17 protein-coding genes are annotated in these 26704 nt (G+C 69.1%); 15 read left to right on the forward strand and 2 right to left on the reverse strand.

Translation table 11 applies throughout. The features are described from left to right. Positions 1-5: 5 nt before the first annotated feature. The 10 genes from ABT114_RS09225 to ABT114_RS09270 all read left to right on the forward strand — a co-directional run bounded on the left by ABT114_RS09225 (position 6) and on the right by ABT114_RS09270 (position 18483). Positions 6-6890, forward strand: coding sequence for a polymorphic toxin-type HINT domain-containing protein (locus tag ABT114_RS09225; RefSeq protein ID WP_351140251.1), 6885 nt, complete (start codon positions 6-8; stop codon positions 6888-6890). A 68-nt stretch (positions 6891-6958) separates the two neighbouring features. Then, positions 6959-7540 (forward strand): hypothetical protein, encoded by a 582-nt coding sequence (locus tag ABT114_RS09230; protein WP_351140253.1) that lies wholly within the window; start codon positions 6959-6961, stop codon positions 7538-7540. A 213-nt stretch (positions 7541-7753) separates the two neighbouring features. After that, positions 7754-8074 (forward strand): 50S ribosomal protein L21, encoded by a 321-nt coding sequence (gene rplU, locus ABT114_RS09235; RefSeq protein ID WP_007381993.1) that lies wholly within the window; start codon positions 7754-7756, stop codon positions 8072-8074. 14 nt (positions 8075-8088) lie between these two features. After that, complete coding sequence (gene rpmA / locus ABT114_RS09240; protein WP_017944923.1) at positions 8089-8343, forward strand: 50S ribosomal protein L27; 255 nt, start codon at positions 8089-8091, stop codon at positions 8341-8343. A gap of 115 nt (positions 8344-8458) precedes the next feature. Continuing rightward, complete coding sequence (gene obgE / locus ABT114_RS09245; protein WP_351140256.1) at positions 8459-9895, forward strand: GTPase ObgE; 1437 nt, start codon at positions 8459-8461, stop codon at positions 9893-9895. A gap of 236 nt (positions 9896-10131) precedes the next feature. Then, positions 10132-11688 carry an alkaline phosphatase D family protein gene (locus ABT114_RS09250; RefSeq protein WP_351140258.1) on the forward strand — a complete coding sequence of 519 codons (1557 nt, stop codon included), beginning with the start codon at positions 10132-10134 and terminating at the stop codon, positions 11686-11688. Between the two features lie 105 nt (positions 11689-11793). After that, entirely contained in the window at positions 11794-12993 is a 1200-nt protein-coding gene (locus tag ABT114_RS09255) for a hypothetical protein (protein ID WP_351140260.1), read from the forward strand. A 224-nt stretch (positions 12994-13217) separates the two neighbouring features. Further along, positions 13218-14717 carry a D-ribitol-5-phosphate cytidylyltransferase gene (locus ABT114_RS09260; protein ID WP_351140262.1) on the forward strand — a complete coding sequence of 500 codons (1500 nt, stop codon included), beginning with the start codon at positions 13218-13220 and terminating at the stop codon, positions 14715-14717. A 190-nt stretch (positions 14718-14907) separates the two neighbouring features. Continuing rightward, positions 14908-17013: a hypothetical protein gene (locus ABT114_RS09265; protein ID WP_351140264.1), complete on the forward strand. Its 2106-nt coding sequence runs from the start codon at positions 14908-14910 to the stop codon at positions 17011-17013. Positions 17014-17259: 246 nt separating this feature from the next. Continuing rightward, complete coding sequence (locus ABT114_RS09270) at positions 17260-18483, forward strand: glycosyltransferase family 2 protein (protein ID WP_351140266.1); 1224 nt, start codon at positions 17260-17262, stop codon at positions 18481-18483. Positions 18484-18605: 122 nt separating this feature from the next. Here ABT114_RS09270 and ABT114_RS09275 read toward each other — a convergent pair whose 3' ends face one another. Beyond that, positions 18606-20003, reverse strand: a complete 1398-nt coding sequence (locus ABT114_RS09275) for a polysaccharide pyruvyl transferase family protein (RefSeq protein ID WP_351140268.1) — start codon at positions 20001-20003, stop codon at positions 18606-18608. Positions 20004-20236: 233 nt separating this feature from the next. Between ABT114_RS09275 and proB the strand changes: the two genes are divergently transcribed. The 5 genes from proB to ABT114_RS09300 all read left to right on the forward strand — a co-directional run bounded on the left by proB (position 20237) and on the right by ABT114_RS09300 (position 25378). Next, positions 20237-21343 (forward strand): glutamate 5-kinase, encoded by a 1107-nt coding sequence (proB, locus tag ABT114_RS09280; RefSeq protein ID WP_351140556.1) that lies wholly within the window; start codon positions 20237-20239, stop codon positions 21341-21343. A gap of 129 nt (positions 21344-21472) precedes the next feature. Next, positions 21473-21967: a DUF8830 family protein gene (locus ABT114_RS09285; RefSeq protein ID WP_351140270.1), complete on the forward strand. Its 495-nt coding sequence runs from the start codon at positions 21473-21475 to the stop codon at positions 21965-21967. A gap of 82 nt (positions 21968-22049) precedes the next feature. After that, complete coding sequence (locus ABT114_RS09290; RefSeq protein ID WP_351140272.1) at positions 22050-23336, forward strand: glutamate-5-semialdehyde dehydrogenase; 1287 nt, start codon at positions 22050-22052, stop codon at positions 23334-23336. Positions 23337-23634: 298 nt separating this feature from the next. Next, complete coding sequence (locus tag ABT114_RS09295; RefSeq protein ID WP_502988210.1) at positions 23635-24219, forward strand: SCO2584 family spore wall biosynthesis protein; 585 nt, start codon at positions 23635-23637, stop codon at positions 24217-24219. A gap of 88 nt (positions 24220-24307) precedes the next feature. After that, positions 24308-25378: an SCO2583 family membrane protein gene (locus tag ABT114_RS09300; protein ID WP_351140275.1), complete on the forward strand. Its 1071-nt coding sequence runs from the start codon at positions 24308-24310 to the stop codon at positions 25376-25378. A 125-nt stretch (positions 25379-25503) separates the two neighbouring features. On the opposite strand, the gene ABT114_RS09305 is transcribed toward ABT114_RS09300, so the two are convergent. Further along, the gene (locus tag ABT114_RS09305) at positions 25504-26631 is read right to left on the reverse strand and encodes a M48 family metallopeptidase (RefSeq protein WP_351140277.1); all 1128 of its coding nucleotides are present in this window, start codon (positions 26629-26631) and stop codon (positions 25504-25506) included. Positions 26632-26704 lie beyond the last annotated feature (73 nt).

Raw genomic sequence — 26704 nt, forward strand, 5'->3', positions numbered from 1 at the left:
GCCGCATGCCCAGATCGACGGTTGTCGCGACAGTGCTCGGGCTCACGCTCGCGCTGTCGGCGTCGTCGGTTCAGGCATTGGCGCTCGACGACGGCGACCGGGGCCGCACCAGCCGCCCCGGCGTCCAGGACGACGGGGATCCCGCCAAGGGATCCGACGCGAAAGCGAAGTCCCGCCCCTCCGACCCGGCGCGCAAGGCCGCGGTCAAGGGGCTGGACAAGGCGGTGTGGCCGAAGCAGGGCGGCGCCGAGGTGAAGCTCGGGGCCACCGCCGAGGCCGGCGGTCTGCCGGTCAAGGTCGGCAAGGCCAGGGCCAAGGTCAAGGGCAAGACGGCGACGGCCGCCGACAAGGTGCGCGTCGACGTCCTCGACCCCCAGCGCGCCGCGAAGCTCGGCGCCGGGGTCCTCCTCGGCGTGGAGCGGGCCGACGGCGCTGACGCGGCCGCCAAGATCCGGCTGACCGTCGACTACTCGGAGTTCGCCGAGGGCTTCGGCGGCTCCTACGCCTCCCGTCTCCAGCTGGTCCAGCTCCCCGCCTGTGCCACCGTCGCCACCCCCGGCAGCAAGGACTGCCCCGAGCAGCCCAAGGTGCTGCCCACGGTGAACGACGTGAAGACGGGCACCGTCTCCGCCGACGTGACGGCCGCCCCGGCCCCCGCTGAGGGCGTCTCCACCATGGCGGGCACCGCGACCTCCCTCGTGGCCGTGGCCGCGGGGCCGTCGAGCGCGCAGGGCACGTACAAGGCGACCGCGCTGGCCCCGTCGGCCAGCTGGAGCGTCGCCACCTCCTCGGGCGCGTTCAACTGGAACTACCCGCTGCGTACGGTGCCGACCCCGGGTGGCCTGGTCCCCACCGTGGGCCTCGGCTACTCCTCCCAGTCGGCGGACGGCCGCACCTCGGCCACCAACAACCAGGGCTCGTGGATCGGCGAGGGCTTCTCCTACGATCCCGGCTACATCGAGCGCCGCTACAAGCCCTGTTCCGAGGACGGCCACGACAGCTCCGCCGAGCAGTGCTGGGCGTTCGAGAACGCCACGGTCATGCTCAACGGCTCCTCCGGCGAGCTGGTCAAGGACGACACCACCGGTGCGTGGCACATGTCGTCCGACGACGGCAGCAAGGTCGAGAAGCTGACCGGTGCGACGAACGGCGACAACGACGGCGAGTACTGGCGTATCACCACGTCGGACGGCACGGAGTACTACTTCGGCCAGAACCGCCTGCCGGGCTGGGCCACCGGGAACGAGGAGACCAACTCCGTCTGGACCGCACCGGTCTTCGGCGACGACTCCGGCGAGCCCTGCTACAACGCCACCTTCACCAGCGCCTACTGCCAGCAGGCGTGGCGCTGGAGCCTGGACTACGTCAAGGACACGCACGGCAACGTGATGTCCTACTTCTACGACCGCGAGACCAACTACTACGCGCTCAACGGCAAGACGGACGTCAACGGCACCGCGTACCACCGCGGCGGTTACCTCAAGCGCATCGACTACGGCCAGCAGGACACCAAGGTCTACGCGGCGAAGGCCCCGGCCCGTATCGTTTTCAACACCGCCGAACGCTGCCTGACCACGGCCGACTTCGACTGCGCGGAGAGCAAGCGCACCAAGGCGAACGCCTCCTACTGGCCGGACGTCCCGGTCGACCAGGAGTGCAAGTCCGCCACCAAGTGCACCTCGCCCGTGCCGACCTTCTTCACCACGAAGCGGCTGACGTCGGTCGTCACGCAGATGCGCAAGGACGCCACGAACTACCAGGACGTGGACGCCTGGACCTTCACACACCTGTTCACCGACAACGGCGATGACTCCAAGACGCTGTGGCTGTCCAAGATCGAGAATGAGGGCCGGGTCGGCACGGCGGTCAAGCTGCCTTCCGTCGACCTCTTCGGCGAGCAGCTCGCCAACCGCGTCGACGCGATCGGCGACAACATCGCGCCGTTCTACCGCTTCCGCCTGTCGATGGTGCTCAGCGAGACCGGTGCCCAACTCGACGTCAACTACGCCCCCACCGACTGCACCAAGGACACGCTGCCCAAGCCGGGCGAGTCGACCAAGCGCTGTTACCCGGTGAAGTGGGCCCCGCCGGGCTACACCGACCCGATCACGGACTGGTTCCACAAGTACGTCGTGTCGGCGGTCATCGAGACCGACCGCACCGGCGGCAGCGACGGCATGGTCACCCGCTACGACTACCAGGGCGACGCCGCCTGGCGTAAGGCCAAGCCGGACGGCATCACCGACGACAAGTACCTCACCTGGGGCGGCTGGCAGGGCTACGGCAAGGTCAAGGTCACCAGCGGCACCGCCGACAAGCAGACCACCCGCGTCGACTACACGTTCCTTCAGGGAATGGACGGCGACAAGGACTCGGCGGGCAACACGCGCTCGGTGACGGTCAAGGACTCCACGGGAACCTCGTACACCGACGAGGAGGAGTTCACCGGCCAGCAGCTGGAGGTCGCCACCTATGACGGCGACAAGCTCGTCGGCAAGACGATCAACACACCCTGGAAGTACTACACCGCCACCCAGGCGCGCAGTTGGGGCACCACCCACGCGGCGATCGTGCGCACCCAGACCGGCCGCGGCTTCAGCCTGAAGTCCGACGGCACCTGGAGCGAGACGAAGTCCACGACGACGTATGACACGGCGAACGGCACCGGCCGCGCGCTGACCGTCGACGACCAGGGCGACGTCTCCACCACCAAGGACGACACCTGCACCCGCACCACGTACGCGGACAGCACTGCGAAGAGCATCCTGTCGCTGCCCGCGCGCAGCGAGGTCGTATCGGTCAAGTGCGCCACCACGCCCGACCGTAAGACGCAGGTCCTCGCGGACGAGCGTGTGTCGTACGACAACGGCGCGTTCGGCGCGGCGCCCACCAAGGGTGACGCGACCAAGACCGAGCGGCTGACCGCGCACGACGGCACCACGGCGACGTACCAGGTGACCGGCGCCACGACCTACGACACCTACGGCCGCCCGCTGACCCAGAAGGACGCCAAGCAGTACGGGACGTCCGACCAGACGAAGACCGTCTACGTCGAGACGAACGGCCTGCTGACCAGGACGACCGTCACCAACGCCCTCGGGCACAACACCATCACCGACTACGCCCCCGCCTGGGGCATGTCGGCGGGGCAGACCGACCCGAACGGCAAGCGGACCGACCTCGCCTATGACGCGCTGGGCCGTCTGACCTCGGTGTGGCTGGCGGACCGGGCGTCGACCCAGACGCCGAGCATCAAGTACTCGTACAACGTCCGCAAGGACAAAGTCACCGCGATCAAGACCGAGAAGATCGAGAACGACGGCTCCTACGGCGCCGAGTACCAGCTGTATGACAGCCTGTTGCGTTCCCGTCAGATCCAGACCGAGGGCGTCGACGGCACGCGCATGGTCGCCGACACCTGGTACGACGGCACGGGCAACGTCAAGAAGACCAACGCCACCTACAACGCCTCCGGCGCCGCCTCGGACGAGCTGCTGCTGGTGAGCAACGGTCAGGTCGGCTCCCAGAGCCTGCTCGAGTACGACGGCCTGGGCCGCACCACTGCCCAGATCTCCGCCGTCTCGGGCGCCGAGCAGTGGCGCACCACGACCTCGTACGACGGTGAGCTGACGCACGTCGACCCGCCGGTCGGCGGCGTGCCCACCACGACGATCACCGACGGCCAGGGCAACCTCTCCGAGATCCGCCACTACCGCGGCGCCTCGCCGGGCGTGGGTGTCGCGTATGACTCCACGAAGTACACGTACAACACGGCCGGTCTGCTGGAGACGGTCACCGACGCCAAGAACAACGTGTGGCGCTACGAGTACGACCAGCTGGGCCGCAAGACCAAGTCGATCGATCCGGACGCAGGCACCTCGCGCACCGAGTACGACGAGCTGGACCGGCCGGTCGTCACGTACGACGGCCGCAACAAGAAGTCGACCACGGTCTACGACAAGCTCAGCCGCGTCACCACGACCTGGCTGGGTGACGCCGACACGGGCACCAAACTGACGGAGACGAAGTACGACAAGGCGGGCTGGCTGGGCCAGGTCTACGGCACGCTGAGCTACATCTCGCCGACGGAGTACTTCGCCACCGCCGTCCAGTCGATGGACGAGTTCTACCGTCCGCTCAAGACCGCCTACCAGGTCCCTGCATCCCAGCAGTCCCTGGCCGGCACATATGTGTACACCCAGACCTACAACCGGGACGGCACACTGCAGACCACCGGTCTGCCCGCCATCGGCGACCTGCCGGCGGAGGTCCTGACCTACACGTACGACTCGCTGCAACGTCCGAAGACGATGACGGGCACCGCCGACTCGTACGTCACCGACACCGTTTACAACAAGAACAGCCAGCTCCAGCAGTTGGAGCTGTTCACGGGCGGCAGCGGCAAGAAGGTCTGGCAGACCTTCGGCTACGAGACCGGCACCGACCGCCTGACCCGGTCGCTGGTCGACGTCTATGGCGCGACCGCCCCGGCGAAGGACTCGTACTACTCCTACGACCAGGCGGGCAACGTCCTGTCCATCGCGGACACGGCGAACTCGGCTTCACCGGATCTGCAGTGCTTCGCCTACGACAGCAGGCAGCGACTTCAGGACGCCTGGACCCCGGCGGCCACCGCGACGACCGCGGCCGGCTCCGGCAGCCGCGGCTCCACCACACCGGTGAACGGCACCGGACCGACGGCCTGTGACTCTGCCGCCGGTTCGAATTCGCTCGGCGGCCCGGCCCCGTACTGGAAGTCCTACGAGACCGACGCCATCGGCAACCGTGTCTCCGAGATCAACCACGACACCGGCCTGAACGCGGCGAACAACATCACCCGCAGCTACGAGTACGGCGGCGCTGGCGCCCTCGGCGACGGACCGCACCAGGTCACCAAGATCACCGAGCAGACGCCCACCGGGCAGAAGCAGTCGACGTACGAGTACGACGACACGGGCAACACCACCAAGCGCACCATCGGCGGCAACGCGCAGGTCCTCGCCTGGGACGACTCCGGTGCGCTGAGCAAGGTCACCGAGGCGAACGGTTCGGAAACGAGCTACCTGTACGACGCGGGCGGCAGCCGGGTGCAGCGCAAGGACCCCTCCGGTACGACCGTCTACCTGCCCGGCACCGAGCTGAAGCTGTCGGCCGACGGAACCAAGAAGGAGGCCACCCGCTACTACGAGTACGCCGGCCAGACCGTCGCGGTCCGCAGCGCAGCGAAGGTCTCCTTCGTCGCCTCGGACCATCTCGGCACGGGCGAGCTGGCCATCGACTCGGCCACCGGGGCGATATCCCGACGTCGCTTCGACCCCTTCGGTGTCGACCGCGGCCAGAAAACCGGTGTCTGGCCGGGGGAGAAGGGTTACGTCGGCGGCACGATCGACGCCTCTGCCGGCCTCACTCATCTGGGGGCGCGGGAGTACGACTCGGCGATCGGCAAGTTCATCTCGGTCGACCCCGTCATCGACTACACCCAGCCGCAGCAGATCAACGGCTACGCCTACGCCAACAACTCGCCGGTCACGCACGCCGACCCCAGCGGCATGATCGTCCCGGAGTGCCGGGAAGGCCTGATCGAGTGCCGCGGTGGCATTCCCGTCACCAACACGGACCCGGAGGTCTCGAAGGCGCAGTCGGACGTCAGCAAGGCGTCCGGCGACGTGGCGGCGGCGCAGCAGCAGCAGGCGTCCGCCAGGCAGCGCATCAAGTCCGCGGGCAAGGCGCTGGTCAAGATCGCCCGGGACATCCTCGGTGTGGACGCGGCCCTGGACTGCATCTCCAGCGGTGACGTCGGCTCCTGCGGCGAGACCCTGCTCAACATCGCCGGCAGCTTCGCCGGCGGCCTCGCGGGCAAGATCCTCGCCAAGTACGGCGCCCCGTGGAAGTGGGCCAAGGGCATCAAGCTCGCCAAGCGGGTGACCGGCCTGGTCGGTGACCTCATCGGCGGCGTCAAGGGCCTGTGGAACGCCAACAAGGCCGTGGGCCGGGCGAAACTCGGACTCTCCAAGGCCGCGGAGAAACTGGCGGACGTCAGGAAGAAGGCCGCGGAGGCACTCAAGAAACGAAAGAAGACCGAAGAACCCGAGTGCCACAGCTTCCTGCCCGGTACCAAGGTCCTGCTGGCCGACGGCTCCACCAAGGCCATCGAGAAGGTGAAGCTCGGCGACAAGGTAGTCGTCACCGACTCGAAGACCGGCGAGACGACGGTCCGCGAGGTCGCGGGCACCATCGTCACGGAGGACGACAAGTCCTTCGCCGACCTCACGATCAAGGGCGCCTCCGGTAAGCCAGAGGCTCTGATCGCCACCACGACGCATCCGTTCTGGGTCGTGTCGAAGGGCGCGTGGATCAAGGCGGGCGACCTCAAGCCCGGCATGCAGCTGCGCACTCCGTCCGGCGTCACGGTCGAACTGACGGCCGTGCGCCACTTCGAGCAGCGCCAGCGCACCCACGACCTCACGGTCACGGGGATCCACTCCTACTACGTGTCCGTCGGTTCGACGCCGGTACTCGTGCACAACTGCGACACGCTCGAGCTCAAGTACAAGGAAGGCTGGGACGAAACGCAGCGGGCCGAGGCCGACGCGAAGGTCGCCCATCTGAACCAGCTCGCCGAGGAAGGCAAGCTGGTGAAGACGAAGTCGGTGCGCATCGAGAAGGGATCTGCGGCGAGCCGGCTCCGCAAGGCCGGCACGGACGTCCCGGACGGCTACCACGGCGACCACCTGCAGGATCTGCAGTTGGGCGGCACGGATACGCTCGATAACCTGGGACCGCTCGACGGAAGTGTGAACAGCAGTCTCGGGTCACAGATCGCCGGCAAGATCAAGAACTTGCCGATGGGCACCCGGATATGCAGCGTCACGATTTGTGACGCGACTTAGTTCAGGCCCGCCGTCGGCCCCGGAACGCTCGGGGCCGACGGCGGGCGCACATACGACCAGGAGTTGCTTTGTACGAGAATTTCCTCAGGGAGTATCCGCCGGACAACGCTCCTTCCGCGGTCGCCGCCCGCGATGAGCGGCTTGCCATGCTCGACGGGTACACCGAGCTCCTGCAAGTCGGCGCGGGCTCGTCCTTCGGGAGCGGCATTCTCTATGTGCACACCCCGGACGAGGCCGAGGAGGTCGCACAGCTGATCCTGGAGGCCTTTCCCGAGTTCCGGGGCCGTATCGCGCCGGTGGCCCAGGACTGGCTGGGGCGCCAGTACGCGGTGGATCTCGTGCGCAGCACGGCGAACGAGGCCGCGTTCCTGCTGTTCGAGGTCGGTTCGGGCGAGGCTTTCGAGATCGACTGCGGGCTGCCGGAACTTCTCGACGCCGAATTCATCGAGGACCCGGACACGTTCCTCGGAGCGGACCTCTACGCGGAATGGACCGCCGAGCACGCGGTTCCTGTACCGCCGCGACGGTGCGTGGGCTTCAAGGCTCCCCTTTTCCTCGGCGGACACGGCGAGGTCTCGAATCTGGAGGACTCGGACCGGTCCGTCTACTGGTCCCTCATGGGGCAGCTCCGCGCCGCGGCACAGGGCTAGAGCCGCCTACGGCCGCTCGTCGCCTCACGGGGCCCGGTTTGACCCCTCAAGCCGGGCCCCGTAACCTTGACCGTCGGCGTGTCGACTGACCCGCCACATCCCCGTAAACCTCTTCCTCTCGGGCACCCCGGTGGCCGGGAGAGGCCGCCCGTGTTCGTTCCCGGGCGGCTGGACTGCGGGGATGCCGTCCCAGAGCGAGAGAGTGAGATCCGCGTGTACGCCATCGTGCGCAGCGGTGGTCGCCAGCACAAGGTTGCTGTCGGCGACATCGTTGAGGTTGACAAGATTTCCACTGCCAAGGTTGGCGACACGGTCGAGCTCTCGACCCTGCTCGTTGTCGACGGCGACGCTGTGACCAGCGACCCGTGGGTGCTGGCCGGCATCAAGGTCCAGGCCGAGGTCGTGGACCACCACAAGGGTGTGAAGATCGACATCCTTCGCTACAAGAACAAGACCGGCTACCGCCGTCGTCAGGGCCACCGCCAGCAGTACACGGCGATCAAGGTCACTGAGATCCCCGCGGCTGCGAAGTAAGGGACTGAGGAGACATGGCACACAAGAAGGGCGCATCGTCCACCCGGAACGGTCGCGACTCCAATGCCCAGCGGCTCGGCGTGAAGCGCTTCGGCGGTCAGGTCGTCAACGCGGGTGAGATCCTGGTCCGCCAGCGCGGCACCCACTTCCACCCGGGCGCGGGCGTCGGCCGCGGCGGCGACGACACGCTGTTCGCGCTGCAGCCCGGCGCGGTGGAGTTCGGTACGTTCCGTGGCCGCAAGGTCGTGAACATCGTTCCGGTCGCCTGATCGGAAGCTTTCGCGAGGCGGACCTCACTTCCCGATCGGGAAGGCGGGTCCGCCTTTCGCGTGTTACGCAGTAAACAGACCGTACGTATTACCGAAGTGCTGGAGGCACCCCACCATGACCACCTTCGTGGACCGCGTCGAACTGCACGTCGCCGCGGGTAACGGAGGCCACGGCTGTGCCTCCGTACACCGGGAGAAGTTCAAGCCGCTCGGCGGCCCGGACGGCGGCAACGGTGGCCGCGGCGGGGATGTCATCCTCACCGTCGACCAGTCCGTGACCACCCTGCTCGAGTACCACCACTCCCCGCACCGCAAGGCCACCAACGGCAAGCCCGGCGAGGGCGGCAACCGCTCCGGCAAGGACGGTCAGGACCTGGTCCTGCCGGTGCCGGACGGCACGGTCGTGCTGGACAAGGCCGGGAACGTGCTCGCCGACCTCGTCGGACACGGCACCTCGTACGTCGCCGCCCAGGGCGGCCGCGGCGGTCTCGGCAACGCGGCGCTCGCCTCCGCCCGCCGCAAGGCGCCCGGCTTCGCGCTGCTCGGAGAGCCCGGGGACCTCGGGGACATCGTCCTGGAGCTGAAGACCGTCGCCGACGTGGCGCTGGTCGGGTACCCGAGCGCCGGCAAGTCCTCGCTGATCTCCGTGCTGAGCGCCGCCAAGCCGAAGATCGCCGACTATCCGTTCACCACCCTCGTCCCGAACCTGGGCGTCGTGACCGCCGGATCCACGGTGTACACCATCGCCGACGTCCCGGGCCTCATCCCCGGCGCCAGCCAGGGCAAGGGCCTCGGTCTCGAGTTCCTGCGCCACGTGGAGCGGTGCAGTGTGCTCGTGCACGTGCTGGACACGGCGACCCTGGAGTCCGACCGCGACCCCGTCTCCGACCTCGACATCATCGAGGAGGAGCTGCGGCAGTACGGCGGGCTCGGCAACCGGCCGCGCATGGTCGTCCTGAACAAGATCGACGTACCGGACGGCAAGGACCTCGCCGAGCTGGTGCGCCCGGACCTGGAGGCCCGCGGGTACCGCGTCTTCGAGGTGTCGGCCGTGGCGCACATGGGGCTCAAGGAGCTGTCGTTCGCGCTCGCCGAGCTGGTGGGGAAGGCGCGGGCCGCGAAGCCGAAGGAAGAGGCCACCCGGATCGTCATCCGGCCGAAGGCCGTCGACGACGCCGGCTTCACCGTCACCCTGGAGGAGGACGGGCTGTTCCGCGTCCGGGGCGAGAAGCCCGAGCGCTGGGTGCGGCAGACCGACTTCAACAACGACGAGGCCGTGGGCTACCTCGCCGACCGGCTCAACCGTCTCGGCGTGGAGGCGGAGCTGATGAAGGCGGGCGCCCGCTCCGGCGACGGCGTCGCCATCGGTCCCGAGGACAACGCGGTCGTCTTCGACTGGGAGCCGTCGGTCACCGCGGGCGCGGAGATGCTGGGCCGACGTGGTGAGGACCACCGCTTCGAGGCACCGAGGCCCGCGGCGCAGCGGCGCCGGGACCGGGACGCGGAGCGGGACGAGGCCTCCCGGGAGTTCGACGACTTCGAGCCCTTCTAGAGTCCTCTTACACACCTTCCGGTGTGAGCTGACAGCACTGCCCGGACTGTCCACTGACGGTCCGTAGGACCCGTTGCGGAAAGATCGCGTTCTTCTCGCCTTCTCCGTCCCGCAACGGGTCCCTTCTTGTCTGCCCACTTGTCATGCACGCGAGGCTCTCTGTTCAGCAGGCGGGCCCGCCGCCCATGGGAGCTTCCCCCTGTCCAAGAGGCCAGTGAGGCAGGGGAGTTCGTCCCATGACCGGAGTGACCGGACCCGTATCACCCGACCGCCGCCGCCTGTTGACGGCCGGTGCCGCCGTGCTCGGTGCCGCGGCCTCCGCGCAGCTGTGGCTGCCGACCACCGCCCGCGCGGCCGAAAATCCGCTGCCCGACGGGGTGTTCAGCCTCGGTGTCGCCTCCGGCGACCCGCTGCCCGACGGCGTCGTGCTGTGGACGCGGCTCGCCCCCGACCCGCTCAACGGCGGCGGCATGCCCGCCCGTGCGGTGTCGGTGGAGTGGGAGATCTCGGAGGACTCGCGGTTCGTCAAGAGCGTGCGCCGGGGGACCGCCCAGGCGCGGCCCGAGTACGGGCACAGCGTTCACGTGGATGTACGGGGGCTGCGTCCGGACCGTACCTACTGGTACCGCTTCCGCACCGGCGGCCAGATCTCGCCCCGCGGCCGCACCCGCACCGCGCCCAACTGGACCGGCCGCGGCCCGCTGCGCCTGGCGCTCGCCTGCTGCCAGAACTGGCAGCAGGGCTACTTCACTCCGTACGCCGACATGCTGGCGCAGGACCCGGACGTCGTCCTCTTCGTCGGCGACTACATCTACGAGTCCGCGCCGGCGGCCACCGCCGTACGGCGGCACGAGGGCACGGGGGAGCCGTACAGCCTGGTGCAGTACCGCAACCGCTACGCCCAGTACCGCACCGACCCCGACCTCCAGGCCATGCACGCCGCCGCCCCTTGGGTGGTCACCTTCGACGACCACGAGGTCGACAACGACTTCGCCGGGGAGGTCCCGCAGGACCCCGACAAGCAGTCCCACGACGCGTTCGTCGCCCGGCTGACCGCGGCCTACCAGGCGTACTACGAGCACATGCCGGTGCGGGCGAGCGCCGTCCCGAACGGCCCGCACATCCGGATGCACCGCCGGCTGGACTTCGGCCACCTGGCCCGGCTCAACGTGCTGGACACCCGGCAGTTCCGCAGCGACCAGGCGACCAGCCAGGCGGGCGCCCAGAGTCCCTCGCTCACGATGCTCGGCGCCGAGCAGAAGAAGTGGCTCCTCGACGGGCTGCACGGCTCCCCGGCGCGCTGGAACCTGATCGCCTCGCAGATCATGATGGCCGAGACCGATCTTCTGGTCGGCGAGGGCAAGCTGTGGTTCTACGACGCCTGGGACGGCTACCAGGTGGAACGCAACGCGCTGCTCGGGGAGTTCGCCTCGGTCCGCAACCCCGTCGTGCTCAGCGGCGACCGGCACCTCACGATGATCAGCGATCTGAAGAAGGACTTCGCCGACCCGGGTTCCGCGGTCGTCGGCGCCGAGTTCGTCGGCACCTCCATCTCCAGCGGCGGCGACCAGGACCAGGCGGCCTTCCACACCGAGTGGGACGCGAAGCTGCCGGACAACCCGCACTGGAAGCTGATCGACGCCCACCGCGGCTACCACCTGTTCGACATCCGTCGCGACCGCATCGACGCGCAGGTCAGGGTGGTGGACACGGTGCTGCGGAAGACGGCCACGCCGAGCACGCTGGCCCGGTTGCGCGTCGAGGACGGGAAGCCGGGCGTGCGGCGGGTATGACGCGCCTCACGATTGTGAATCCTGTGTGACGGGAGCCTGGGACTCATCTGTGTCCCAGGCTCCTCTCAGCATTACCTCAGGAACTTCTCTTACCGTCCGTTAACCATGGAGACGGACTGTACGAGAGGCGACGCCCGAGTGAACGATGCCGCCGCGATCACCCCGCTGCCCGCCGGTACCCGGTTGCTGCACATCGGCCCGCACAAGACCGGGACCACCGCCATCCAGGGCGCCCTGTTCGCCGCGAAGGACGCGTTGCCCGCACACGGCGTCGCGTTCCCGGCGCACAGCAGGCACCCCATGGAGGCCGCTCTCGCCGCCTGTGCCCGGCCCGCGATGATGGGCGACACCGTGCCCACCGACAAGCACTGGCTGCGGCTGCTGGAACTGGTCGAGGCGACCGGGAAGGCCACCTCGGTGGTCAGCAGCGAGTTCTTCGCCGACGCCCAGGACGACGCGACCGTCGCGCGGATCGTCGAACAACTCGGCGGGGACCGGGTGCACGTCCTGGTCACGCTGCGCCCGCTGGCGCGGATCATGCCCTCGCAGTGGCAGCAGTACGTGCAGAACGGGCTGCGCATGGGCTACGAGGACTGGCTGGAGCACATGCTCCGCAAGGCCCCGTACGAGAAGCCCAACCCCAGCTTCTGGCAGCGGCACCGGCACGACCGGCTGGTCGAGCGGTGGGTGCGGGCGGTGGGCGCGGAGCGGGTCACCGTCGTCGTGGTCGACGACCGTGACCGCGGTGGTCTGTTGCGTACGTTCGAGGCGCTGCTCGGGCTGCCCGAGAATCTCCTGCAGCCGGTTCCGGACACCGCGAATCGCTCACTGACCCTCGCCGAGACCGAAATGCTGCGCAATCTTAATAAGGAATTCCGCGGCAATGGACTGCCCGACGAACTGTATTCGAAGCTTGTCCGTAACGGCGCCGTCATGCATATGAAGAACGCGTGCAGTCCGACGCCCCAGGACGTGAAGATTGTGACGCCCCCATGGGCCGTCGAGGCCGCCGCCGAGATCGGCGCGGAGATCGCGGGCCGTATCGGGTCCATGGGTGTGCGCGTCCTCGGCGATCCGGGACTGCTGTCCGTCGCGCCGAAGCCCGCCGGGGAGGCGGCGCCCGCCGAGGCGCGGATCGCTCCCGAGGTGGCCGCTCAGGCCCTCTACGGGGCGCTCGCGGCGGTGGCCGGCACGACGGCCGAGGGCGCCTCCGGGGCCAAGACGCGTACCGTGCACCAGACATCGTCGAAGGAACTCGTGCGGGTGCTCGGCCACCGTTGCCTCAAGCGGCTGCGGCGGCGCTGAGCTCTCGCTGTGTCACTCTCGGCAATGTCTGACTCCCTGTGGAGTTACTCACAGCAATTCCCCAGGGGAACACGGAAGGTCTCACCGCGTCTCACCAATCACCAGGGATGCAAGGTGAATGACAGGTTGCGCGCACATATGCAGCGGAGGTCACTCACCTTGCACAGCGGTAACCAGAAGTGGGACCCTTTCCAAGTTCCCTGTCGCCCCAAGGTAGGTCACCTGTGTCCCAGCGCATAGCCAAGCCCCGTACCACCGCAGTGATCCTGGCCGGTGGCACCGGTCAGCGGGTGGGTCTGTCGATCCCCAAGCAGCTGCTGAAGATCGCCGGCAAGGCAGTCATCGAGCACACCCTGACCACCTTCGAGAACGCCGACTCCATCGACGACGTCATCGTGCTGATGGCGCCCGGCTACGTGCCGGACGTCGAGAAGATCGTCGCCAAGGCCGGCCTCAAGAAGATCTCGAGGGTCATCGAGGGCGGCGCGACGCGGAACGAGACCACCGAGCGCGCCATCGCCGCCCTGGGCGAGGGCCTGGCCGAGGGCGAGGACGCCAACGTCCTCTTCCACGACGCCGTACGGCCGCTGCTGTCGCAGCGCGTCATCGACGACTGCGTGACGGCACTGGAGCGCTACCAGGCCGTCGACGTCGCCATCCCGTCCGCGGACACCATCATCGTCACGCGCACGCACGGCGAGGACGGCGAGTTCATCACCGAGATCCCGGACCGCTCCCGGCTGCGCCGCGGCCAGACCCCGCAGGCCTTCAAGCTGTCCACCATCCGCCGGGCCTACGAGGTCGCCGCCGGCGACCCCAACTTCCAGGCCACCGACGACTGCTCCGTGGTACTCAAGTACCTGCCGGACGTGCCGATCCACGTCGTCGCGGGCGACGAGTACAACATGAAGGTGACGCAGCCGGTCGACGTCTTCATCGCCGACAAGCTGTTCCAGCTCGGCTCCACCGCCGCGCCGGAGCAGAAGGGCGAGGAGGCCTACCGCGAGCTCCTCACCGGCAGGACGATCGTCATCTTCGGCGGCTCCTACGGCATAGGCAAGGACATCGCCGAACTCGCCGAGGCCTACGGCGCGCACGTGTACGCGCTGGGCCGCTCCACCACCGGCACCCACGTGGAGAACCCGGAGGAGGTCGACGACGCGCTGTCCAAGGCGTACGCCGAGACCGGGCGCATCGACTATGTCGTCAACACCGCGGGCGTGCTGCGCATCGGCAAGCTGGCCGAGACCGACAACGCCACCATCGAGGAGGCGCTGAAGGTCAACTACCTGGCGCCGGTACAGATCGCCCGCTCCTCGTACAAGTACCTCGCCGAGACCCAGGGTCAGTTGCTGCTGTACACCTCCAGCAGCTACACCCGCGGCCGTGCCGAGTACAGCCTCTACTCCTCGACCAAGGCCGCGATGGTGAACCTCACCCAGGCCCTGTCCGACGAGTGGGCCGGCGACGGCATCCGCGTCAACTGCGTCAATCCGGAGCGCACCGCCACCCCGATGCGCACCAAGGCCTTCGGTCAGGAGCCCGCGGGCAGCCTGCTTTCCTCCGAGGCCGTGGCCCGTACCTCGCTCGACGTCCTGCTGTCCGAGCTGACCGGGCACGTCATCGACGTCCGCCAGCAGGACCCGACGGCGGGCGCCAGCAAGGCCTCCGGTTTCGAGCAGGCGTTGGCCAGTGTTCTGGACCGTCAGGACGGCGTGGCATAATTACCGGCAAATAGCCTTCTGTCATTCAGGCCTCTGTGGTTGCCCATTCACCTGGCATTCGCAGGGGCCTGAGTCCGTAAAACTCTCGCATCCTCAGAAAGCTCACATCTTTCACAAAGGTGATTTTCCGGAACTTTCCGGACTCTGATTGGCCCAGACAACCAGCACCCCTCCCAGAGCAGGTTCCTCCGTGATATCCACAGCTATTCGCGTCGCCCGGGTGGGCAGCGTGGCCGAGCTGGCCGCGGCGGCCCTCATGATGCTGGGCTTCCCCTGCCTCATGCTCGCCGCGCTCGTCCCGAGCGTTCCCGCCTTCGCGGCCGCGGCCGCCGTGACGTACCTGGCGGACCACTATCTGCACCACAAGGGCAGTTACCTCATCAACCGCCTGAGCAAGGTGCGGGCGGGTCTGTCGATCCGCTTCCTGATCCGGCAGCTGCTCCTGGTCCTGCTGCTCGCCCGACTGGACCTCGCGGAAGACCTGGTCTTCTACGGTGCGATCGCCTGCTTCATCGCCTTCTACGGCCTCCAGGCCCCGCACGGCGTACTGATCACCCTGATCCGCAACCGCCGCCATATGCCGGTCGTCACCCGCAATGTCGACCTGGCCTCCCGCATCCGCATCCCGGACGCCCCGCCGCGCCTGCTGCTGAGCCGCTCCGCCGAGAAGATGCTCCACCTCGACATCGTGGCGGTCGTCGGTCTGCTGGTCTCCGCGGCCACCGAGTCGGCTGTGGCCGGCTCCATCGGCATCGGCGTCACGCTGGTCCTGGGCGTGCTGTACGTCGCCGCGCTGCTGCCGTATCTGCGCGGCAAGCGGATCCCGCCGAACGCCGACAAGGTGCTGAGCGCCCTCGGCGCCTGGCTGCGCGAGTACCGGCCGGAGACGGCGCTGTACTTCTCCGGCTCCAAGGACTCCGCCTACCAGGTCAACATGTGGCTGGAGACCATGGAGCAGCTGGACACCCGGCCGCTGATCATCCTGCGCGAGCGCGCCATCATCGAGAAGCTGGCGCCCACCACGGTCCCCGTCATCTGCGTGCCCGGAGGGGTGCACCTGATGAACATGGACCTGTCCACCGTGCGCGTCACGCTGTACGCGGCGAACGTCGGCAAGAACATCCACATGCTGCGCGTGCCCACCATGAAGCACGTCTTCATCGGCCACGGCGACAGCGACAAGCTCGCCAGCGTCAACCCGTTCAGTAAGGTGTACGACGAGGTGTGGACCGCCGGCCGCGCCGGCCGCGACCGGTACGCCATCGCTGACGTCGGTGTGCGCGACGAGGACATCGCGGAGGTCGGCCGCCCGCAGCTGGCGCCGATCCAGACCCGGCAGGGTGTGCCCGGCGATCGCATGCCGACGGTTCTGTACGCGCCGACCTGGGAGGGCTGGGACGACAACCCCGGCAACACCTCGATCCTGCTCGCCGGCGAGAACATCGTGAAGAAGCTGGTGGCGGCCGACCCGCCGGTGCGCGTCCTGTACAAGCCGCACCCCTTCACCGGCACCCGCAGCGCCAAGGCCGGCGCCGCGCACCGGCGCATCACCGCCCTGGTCGAGAAGGCCGCCGCCGAGCGCGCCGCCGACCCGCGTTTCAAGGCGGACTCGGGCGCCCAGGCCAAGGCGAAGGCGGAGCTGGCCCGTATCGAGGCCAGGCTCGCCGAGCTGTCCGGGTCCGGTGGCGACCGGGGCGACGAGGCCGAGGCCGCCCGCGACGGCCTGGTCGACCTCAGGAGGCACGAGGAGGTCGCCCGGCTGCGCGCCGAGTGGAACGACGCCTACTGGCGTTCCTTCGGCTCCTCCGAGCACCGGGTCATCACGGGCGCCGAACCGCGCCTGTACGACTGCTTCAACGTCTCCGACGCGATGGTTTCCGACATCTCCAGCGTGGTCTCCGACTTCATCGCCAGCGGCAAGCCGTACGCGGTGACGGACTCCGCCGAGCTGGGCGTGGAGGAGTTCAAGCGGCAGAACACCGCGGTGCGCGCCGCGGTGATCCTCTCCAACAACGCGGCCGAGCTGGGCGAACTGCTGGACGCCGTACGCGACCCGGCCGCGGACCCGCTGGCGGAGGACCGCAAGGAGCTCAAGCGGTACCTGCTCGGGCCGGACGAGCCGACGTCGATCGAGCAGTTCAACACCGCGGTGGCCAACCTCGCGCTGAAGGCCGAGGCCCGCAACGTCGGGCAGCGCTCGCACGCCGCGCTCGACGAGGCGGAGCTGGCGAACGCCCTGCCCGGACAGCGGGTGTCGGCGGCCGGCGAGACGGACGGTGTGGCAGCGGCAGGCTGACGGGCCCACGTACAGAGCGGCTCGGCCCCTGGGGAACGATCCCCGGGGGCCGAGCCGTTTTTGTCGGCGCTCTTACCGTCTTACCGGCCCCGTCTAGCGTGCTGCGTCTAATCTGATTCCTGGCGGTTATTCGTGTGATTCGGATCACGAATGCGGGAGAGTGAGGCAACCGCTTGCCTCGTTCAACCGTCTACCAGGTAGCTAATTAGCTGATTCGGGGGAAATTTTCCGTGATGAGGGGGAAATGTGACCGTGACGCAGCCTGATGTGAGCGTGATCATCGGGGCGTACGAGGCGATGCCGTATCTGGTCGAGTGCCTGGCGTCGGTCGAGGCACAGACCATCGACTCGGCACGCATCGAGGTCATCGCGGTCGACGACGGTTCCACCGACGGCACCGGGGACTACCTGGAGGAGTTCGCCGCCCGTGCTCCCATGCCCGTCACGGTGATCCGCCAGGAGAACTCCGGCGGCCCCAGCGGCCCGCGCAACGTCGGCCTCGGCAAGGCCGCCGGGCGCTACGTCTTCTTCCTCGACGCCGACGACCGGCTCGGCCCCGAGGCGCTGGAGCGCATGGTCGCCATGGCCGACGAGAACGGCACGGACGTCGTGCTCGGCAAGGTCGAGGGCGTCAACCGCAACGCGCCCAAGTCGATGTGGGGCAAGACGTTGAAGCGCACCGACGTCTACTCCTCCAACATCAAGTTCACGCTGAGCGCGCAGAAGCTCTTCCGTCGCGCACTGCTGGAACGCCACGGCATGCGCTTCGACGAGTCCCTGTGGACCGGCGAGGACGCGCTGTTCACGATGGAGGCCTATCTGCGGGCCGACGGTGTCTCCGTCGTCGCCGACTACACCTGCTACTACCTGGTGGGCCGCGAGGACGGCAAGCACGTGACGAAGAGCGGGAGCTACACGCTCCGCTTCGACTCGGCGCGGGCGCTGATGAAGCTGATAGCGGAGATGGTCCCGGCCGGCTCCAAGCGTGACGTGCTCATGGTCCGTCCGTTCCAGGTCACGCTGCTGCCGCAGTTCGGGCCGGTGTTCCTCAGGGACGGCGAGGAGATCCAGCGGAACAAGTTCGAGCTGGCCAAGCCGCTGTTGGACGCCTACTGGAACGAGGGCGTCGCCCACCGACTGAAGGTCCACGAGCGGCTGCGGCTGCACCTGGTGGCCCAGCAGCGCCCCGATCTCCTCAAGGACGTGGTCGAGTTCGTCAAGGCCAAGCGGCAGGCCGCCGCCATCCTGGAGAAGCGGGGCACCCGGGTCTACCTGGTCTACCCCCACTTCCGCGCCAAGAAGGCCGGCATACCCGACCGGATCTACCTCGCCGAACCCCGCGAGGCCAAGGCCTTCCTGGGCTGGCGCGAGAGCACGGCCGACTCCTTCCTCCGTCGGGCCCTCCGCAAGGCCCGCCGAACCCTCCTGTCCCGCAACGTCACCCCGGGCGGCCGTGCGGCAGCGGTCTGATCCGGACCGCCCCGAAGGCGGGCCGTTCCGTCCCGTCCCGCCCCGTCCGCACCGAGTCGAGCCCGGTCCCCGTTGGGGCCGGGCTCGTTCTGGTGCCGCCCGCCTCATGTCGTAAGGGAGTGCTACTGCCGTCCCGACTGCAGTGCCCGCCGGAGCGGTCCGCCCACTGCGCGGCGTGCCCGGCGGTAGACCGAGGGGACCCGGACGGCGGAGGTCGCGGCAGGCTTCGCGGCGGCCTTGGCGCGCGCCAGGTCGCGCTTCAACTGGGCATTGTCCGTGGCCAGTTCGGTCATGTGGTGCTGGAGCCAGCCGAACCGCGCGCTGAGCGAGGCGATGTCCGCGTCGTTCCAGGGGCGGACGCCCGCCGGGAAGTCCAGCGACCGCAGCCGCGCCTCGAAGGCCGCGCCGCCGTCGCCGTGCGTGAAGGTGTTCTCCAGCCCGTTCCGGTCCAGGAAGCCGATGAAGCGCTCGAAGCGCTCCTGGTGGCCCCCCGTCAGCTCACCGAAGTCGGCTTCCTCGTACAGCCGCGCGGGGTCGACGTCCTCCGGCAGTTCGCCCAGCAGCCGGTGCGGGATGCCGAAGTAGCGGCACAGCTCCAGCGTCCGGGAGTCTGCGCACAGCACGGTCGCCGGCGTGCCCGCCAGCAGTGCCGCGATGTTGCCGTGGATCCGGGAGCCGAAGGAGAAGTCGAACGCCCGCAGGTCGTCGATCCAGGTGACCGGGTCGACGTAGACGCGGACCTTGTCCTCCCGGTACATCGGGTGGTCGGGGTGCGTCGGGACCGCCGTCAGCCGGCCGTTCGGGTGCGACAGGTCCCGCCAGTGCAACTGGCGTGCGTCACTGGTGTTCTGGCCGATGAAGTGCAGGTGCGGATAGCGCGCGTGGGTGCGGGTGATGATCCGACCCAGGCCCTGCGACTTCACTGCGCTGTGCGAGCCGTTGATCGCGATCGGGGAGTCCGCCGTCAGCGCCGGCACCCGCTTCTGTACGGCGAGTTCCTTGCCGTACATGAACAGCGACGGGCAGCCGATCACCTCGACGTCCCTGAACCCCATGTCCTTCAGGTACTTCTCGGTGAACTCGCCCCGCACCCCGATGGACGCACTGCGATCCAGCACGGCCGCGCAGAAGTCGCGCACCGCGGGCTCCATGGACTTCAGCCGCGCCGGGTCGTAGTCCACCCCGGCCTGCGCGCCGACCCCGAGCACCACCACGGGGATCTTCAGCTTGCCTATGAGCCGGGTCAGCCGCCGCAGCCCCGACTCGAAAGACGGCCGGAAGGCGTTGGCGAGCGGTACGACGAAAGCGTCGTACTCCTCGTTGATCCGCCCCGCCGCGGCCGCCTCGGCCTTCATGCCGTTCGAGACCACCTCGGTGCCGGGCGTCTCGAGGATCTTGTGTGCGGCGTCACTGAAGATCAGGTTGCCGGAGTTGGTGGCTATCACGTCGCGGTGGAGGGCTTCCTCCACAGGGACGACGTCGTAGGGGCTCTTCCCTGATCTCAGGAGTATGCGCTTCACAGGGTGAACTTTAAGTGGCACGGCGTTCACATTAAATTTGGGTTGCCTTTAATTTCCATGGGGAACCCGTGCAACCTTTTTTGCGTACGCAATGCGTGAGCAAATGATTACGAGCAGTCTGTCCGGGGACCGGACCGATGCGCGACGCCGGACCCGCTTCGCGTAGATTGCCAGACGGGATGCCGGACCTACGCGAGGGGACGACAAGCAAGGTGGCAGAGGTAAGGCAGGCCGTGAGCGAGGCCCGCAGGATCGTCGTCAAGGTGGGTTCCTCGTCGCTGACCACCGCCTCCGGCGGACTGGACGCCGACCGGGTCGACGCCCTCGTCGACGTCCTCGCCAAGAGCCGCAGCGGGGGAGAGAAGGAGATCGTCCTCGTCTCCTCCGGCGCCATCGCCGCCGGCCTCGCCCCGCTGGGCCTGCGCCGCCGCCCCAAGGACCTCGCCCGCCAGCAGGCCGCCGCCAGCGTCGGCCAGGGCCTGCTGGTGGCCCGCTACACCGCCTCCTTCGCCCGCTACGGCGTCCGCGTCGGCCAGGTCCTGCTCACCTCCGACGACATGAGCCGCCGCGCCCATCACCGCAACGCCTCCCGCACCCTCGACAAGCTCCTCGCCATGGGCGCCTTCCCGATCGTCAACGAGAACGACACCGTCGCCACGGACGAGATCCGCTTCGGCGACAATGACCGCCTCGCCGCCCTCGTCGCCCACCTCGTCCACGCCGACCTGCTCGTGCTGCTCTCCGACATCGACGGCGTATACGACGGCGACCCCGCCAAGCCCGGCACCTCGCGGATAGCGGAGGTGCGCGGGCCCGCCGACCTCGAGGGCATCGAGATCGGCAGCGCGGGCAAGGCCGGCGTCGGCACCGGCGGCATGGTCACCAAGGTCGAGGCGGCCCGGATCGCGGCCGCCGCCGGCATTCCCGTGGTGCTCACCAGCGCCGTCCATGCCGCCGAGGCGCTCTCCGGCCGCGACACCGGCACCTACTTCCATCCGGCCGGCAAGCGCTCCGCCGACCGGCTGCTGTGGCTCCAGCACGCCTCCACCCCGCAGGGCTCGCTGACCCTCGACGACGGCGCCGTGCGCGCGGTCGTCGAGCGGCGCAAGTCGCTGCTGCCGGCCGGCATCGCCGCCGTCGAGGGCGAGTTCACCGCCGGCGACCCCGTCGAACTGCGCGACGGCGCGGGCCACGCCGTGGCCCGCGGGCTGGTCAACTTCGACGCCAAGGAGATCCCCCGGCTGATCGGCCGCTCGACCCACGAGCTGGCGCGCGAGCTGGGCCCCGCGTACGAACGCGAGATCGTACACAGGGACGACCTGGTGATCCTGCACCCGTAAACCGGGTCGAACGACCGCTCCCGGTGGGGGACCTTCCGTAAAACCGCCACGCGAAGCCGTCCGGCCTGCTCAACTTTGTCTCAGGGACACAATCCGCAGGAGCACTGCGCAGGCGTGAAGGAGGCCGTCGTGAGACGAGTGCGCCCTGGGGCGGCGGCGTCCCGCGGTGGCGCCGAAGGCGCCCGTGGCACCTGTGGCGCATCCTCCCGCGCACCCGGCGAGGAGCGCGCCCTGACGAGCGTCGCGGCCGGCGACCGCTACGCGGGCGAGGCGCCCGCGGACCTGCCCCGCCTGTGGCACATCACCCTCAGCCTCTCCGGCGTCGCGGCCCCCATCAAGGAGGTCCGGCGCGCCCTCGAGCAGCTGGCCCATGACCACCCCTTTCTGCTGACCAGCCGGTACGCCCAGGACCACGCGGAGATCCGCTACTGGGAAGAGGCCCGCGACCTTCACGACGCCGCCGCCGTTGCCCTGCGTCTGTGGGGCGAGCACCGCCAGACCGCGGGCCTGCCACCCTGGGAGATCGTCGGCCTGGAGGTCATCGACCGCGAGACCTATCATCAGCGCATCGCCGCGGGCTACGGCCCGGCCCCGGCGACCCCGGTCGGCGTCCACCCCTTTTAGGGGTCCTTCGGGCCCTTCGGGCGTTGTCTCGGGGTTTGGGATGACCGCTGGACGGCCCCGCCCCGCGCACTACCCTGCCAGCATGACCATGCTCTCTCCGTACGACGCCATGTCACCGGTCACCCAGGCCGCCTACCGGGCCAAGGCCGCCGCCGCCGACCTCGCGCCGCTTCCGCGGGCCGTGAAGGACGACGCGCTGCTCGCCGTCGCGGACGCGCTGGAGGTCCGTACGAGCGAGATCGTCGAGGCCAACGCCAAGGACATCGCCAAGGCCCGTGAGGCCGGCACCAGCGAGGCGATCATCGACCGCCTCACGCTCACCCCGGAGCGGGTGCGCGCCATCGCCTCCGACGTGCGCGACGTCGTGGCCCTGCCCGACCCGGTCGGCGAGGTCGTCCGCGGCTCCACCCTCCCCAACGGCATCGACCTGCGCCAGGTCCGTGTCCCGCTCGGCGTCGTCGGCATCATCTACGAGGCCCGCCCGAACGTCACGGTGGACGCCGCCGCCCTCTGCCTGAAGTCCGGCAACGCGGTGCTGCTGCGCGGCTCGGCCTCCGCCTACGAGTCGAACACCGCCCTCGTGCGCGTCATCCGGGACGCCGTCGGCGGCGCCGGGCTGCCCGCCGACGCCGTGCAGCTCGTGCCGGGCGAGAGCCGCGAGAGCGTCCGCGAGCTGATGCGCGCCCGCGGCCTGGTCGACGTCCTCATCCCGCGCGGCGGCGCCTCCCTCATCCAGACCGTCGTCACCGAGTCCATCGTCCCCGTCATCGAGACCGGCACCGGCAACTGTCACGTCTACGTCGACGCCCAGGCCGACCTGGACACGGCGATCGACATCCTGATCAACTCCAAGGCGCAGCGCGTCAGCGTCTGCAACGCCGCCGAGACCCTCCTGGTCCACCAGGACATCGCCCCCGAGTTCCTGCCCCGCGCCCTGGACGCCCTCGCCGAGGCCGGGGTCACCGTCCACGCGGACGAGCGCGTACTGGCGTACGCCAAGGACTCCAAGGCCACCGTCGTCGAGGCCACGCCGGAGGACTGGGAGACCGAGTACCTCTCGTACGACATCGCCGCCGCCGTCGTCGACTCCCTCGACCGGGCGGTGGAGCACATCCGGCTGTGGACCTCCGGGCACACCGAGGCCATCGTCACCACCTCCCAGCAGGCCGCCCGCCGCTTCACCCAGCTGGTCGACTCCACGACGGTCGCCGTCAACGCCTCGACCCGCTTCACCGACGGCGGCCAGTTCGGCTTCGGTGCGGAGATCGGCATCTCCACGCAGAAGCTGCACGCGCGTGGCCCGATGGGCCTGCCCGAGCTCACCAGCACCAAGTACATCGTCACCGGGGACGGGCACATCCGGCGCTGAGGCCGGTCGCACCCGCCTCGGGGCGTGCGCACCCTGCCTCGGGACGTGCGCCGGGGTAGGGGTGCGCCCGGGGTAGGGGCGCACGCCGGGGCAGGGTGCACGCCGGGGTGGAGGTGCACGCCGGGGCAGGGTGCACGCCGGGGCAGAGGCGCGTGGTGGAGCAGGGGCGATGTGGTGGGGCATATGTGCCCTGCAAGCGCGCCCGGCCTGCCTCCGTGCCGCGGCAAAGCTGTCTCAGCCGGCAGACGAATTTCCATACCGTCTGCCCAAAATGACCCCCCAGGTCTACTCTGGATCCGTGCCGGAGGACGTGGGGGGCACGCCGTTCCCTGACGGCTGGGAGCCCGACGACGACCACGACCGCGGGGTGTCGGACGAAGAGTTCGCCTCCGTGGTCTTCGACGAGGCCTTCGTACGGGCGGCCGTGGTGCACGAGCCGACCGCCGTCGAACGCCTCCTGGCCGCCGCGCAGGCAAGAGCGGAGGCCTCGGAGGCCGAGGCCCGCCGGGCACACACCAGAGGCGAGCGGTACGACGACGGGTACGGCCCCGACGGACCCGGCGATTTCGGCCATGATCCGGACCTCGGCGACCTGGCCGACCCCGACGACCCCGATGCCTTCGGACGCCACTACGGCGCCCCGGGGCCATACGGCAAACAGGTCCGCTGGCACCGTCCCGTCGCCTGGATACTGGCCCTCGTGATGGGGATCGGCATGGTCGCGCTGGCTTTCACGGCGGTCTACCGCGGCGCCTCCTCCAGCAACCGCGACCGGGCACCGCTGCCCGCCTCGACCGGCCTCGAGCAGGGCAGCGCGGCCGCGCCCTCCGCATCCGCCGACTACTCCCAGCCAGCCGTCTCGGTGATCCCGCGCACTCCCTGAACGTCGGCGCCGGTCCTGGTGAGAACCTGTCAGAACTTGTCGTGTACCAGGGCGTTTACCGGGGCTCCGGGAGACCTACCCTGAAAGTATGGGCGGGCCTGGAGACCCACCTGAGGGGACACCCGAGGGCGCTCCCGGAGGTGGAGAGGACGAGTACCGATCCGTCGTCTTCGACGAGTCGTTCGTCCGCGCTGCCCGGATCCAGGAGTACTCCGCGCAGGAGCGTATGGCCGACCACACACCCGCCGTGCGTCGCCGCCCGACTCTGCGCCGGGGTCTGTCCCGGCAGGCGTTCATCCTGGTCCTGCTGATCGCCGTCGCCTTCGGCACCGCGATCTACATGGGCGTACGGAACCCCTACCAGACCCCCGCGGCCCAGCAGCCCGCCGAGCCGCTGCGGATGACCGTCATCCCGCTCGCCCCGCAGAGCAAGGTGCCCGGCGCCGCCGACCCCGAGTACCTGTACGCGCACAGCCCCGCCGCGCAGTTCCGCATCGGCGCCGAGGGCATACCGCTCCCTGCCTCCCGGCGCACCGCGCACTTCTCGGACAGCCAGGTCGTGACCGCCCTGACCACTGCCAAGGACTACATCGTCCGCTCCTCCCTCGACCCGGAGGTGCTCACCGGACAGCAGGTCCGTCCCGTGCGCGTCCTCCTCGACTCGGGCCAACTCGACCAGTTCGACCAGAGCTTCGACCACCCGACCGCCGACGGACGGCACGCGCCCACCGGATGGCTGGTTCGCTTCGACCCCGCCCAGGCCGAGCTGGCCGACCGCAAGATCCGGGTACAGGGCACGCTGTCGGCCGCCGAGACCGACTCCTCCACCCTCGAGGTCACCGCGGACCACACCTTCGTGTACGCGCTGCGGCCGACCGGTTCCGGGGACCAGGCCGAGGCGTCCCTGTTCACCGTCCGGCGCGAACTGCACTTCCGCTTCGACCGCGACGACCTGCGTCTGCACCAGGCCCAGCTCGTCGTCTCCTACGTCCAGGCCGGCCCGCTGTCCTGCGCCGAGGACTCCATGAACCACCTGCACCCGCTGCTCGCCGGCCAGACCGCGAAGAGCGGCGGCCCGGCCGGCACCGACCCGTACGCGACGGGCAACGCGACGGCACTGTGCGGGGCGCTGGCACCGAGCGCGCAGCCGAAGGTATGAGCGCGGACGAAGGTATGAGCGCGGACGAAGGTGTGAACGCGGACGAAGGTATGAACCTGGTGTGAACCGGATGGTCGGGCGTGGCCCGCTCAGTCCTCGTCGATGGCTCAGACTTCGTCGCTCGCTCAGTCCTCGTCGCGCGGCGCGGTGTCCGTCGGGGGCTCGTCCGAGTGCGGCTGGTCCGACGAAGGCCGGTCCTTCGGCGGAGGCGGGCTGGTGAAGCCGCCAAAGCCGCGTCGCACCCGGCCGCCCAGGTCACCCGCCCCGCCCGCGATATCGGTGACCAGCTTCATCAGCGGGTCCTTGGAGCTCTTGACATGGCCGGCGTAGCTCGCGGCCGACTCACGGAACGAGTCCGTGACCGAGGTGTCCTTGTCCTCGGTGCGCCGCGAGTAGTGGCCGTCCATGATCCGCTGGTAGTCCCGGGACTCGGCCCACTTCTTCAGCTCGGCCGCGCGCACGGTGGTGAAGGGGTGGGAGCGGGGCAGCACGTTAAGGATCTTCAGCACGGAGTCGCGCAGGTCGCCGCCGGCCTCGTACTCCTCGGCCTGCTGGAGGAACGCGTCCACGTTCATCTCGTGCAGGTGGTTGCCGCCGGCGATCTTCATCAGGCCGCGCATCGAGGCCCGCAGGTCCTGGCCCACCAGCAGGCCGGCGCGGTCGGCAGACAGCTCCGACTTGCGGAACCACTCCCGCAGCGCCGTCACGATCGCCATGATCGCGACGTTGCCCAGCGGGATCCAGGCGACCTTCAGGGCCAGGCTGGTCAGGAACAGCAGGATCGTGCGGTACACGGAGTGGCCGGACAGGGCGTGACCCACCTCGTGGCCGATGACCGCCCGCATCTCCTCCTCGTCGAGCAGCTCGACCAGGCCGGTGGTGACGACGATGATCGGCTCGTCCAGGCCGATGCACATCGCGTTCGGCTGCGGGTCCTGGTTGACGTACATCGGCGGGACCTTCTCCAGGTCCAGGACGTAACAGGCGTCCCGCAGCATGTCGTTGAGGTGCGTGAACTGCAGGTCCGACACCCGCACCGAGTCGGACAGGAACAGCAGCCTCAGGCTCCGCTCGGGCAGCAGCCCGCTGAGCGCCTTGAAGACCGTGTCGAAGCCGCTGAGCTTGCGCAGCGCCACCAGGGCGGAGCGGTCGGCCGGGTGCTCGTACGCACGCGAGGAGATCCCCTTGAAACGCCTGCGCTGCCTGCTCGGCACGTGCTCGTGCCCGTTGCGCTGGTGGCCGTCGTCGGACATGTCTTCCCCCATGTACGTCTGAGTGCCCTGTGGGCCGTGCACGGTGTGCGGTCCCACCGGTGTGCGGTGCCCT

The organism is Streptomyces sp. NPDC002088, from assembly GCF_040296605.1.
In the GTDB taxonomy this organism is placed as follows: Bacteria; Actinomycetota; Actinomycetes; order Streptomycetales; family Streptomycetaceae; genus Streptomyces.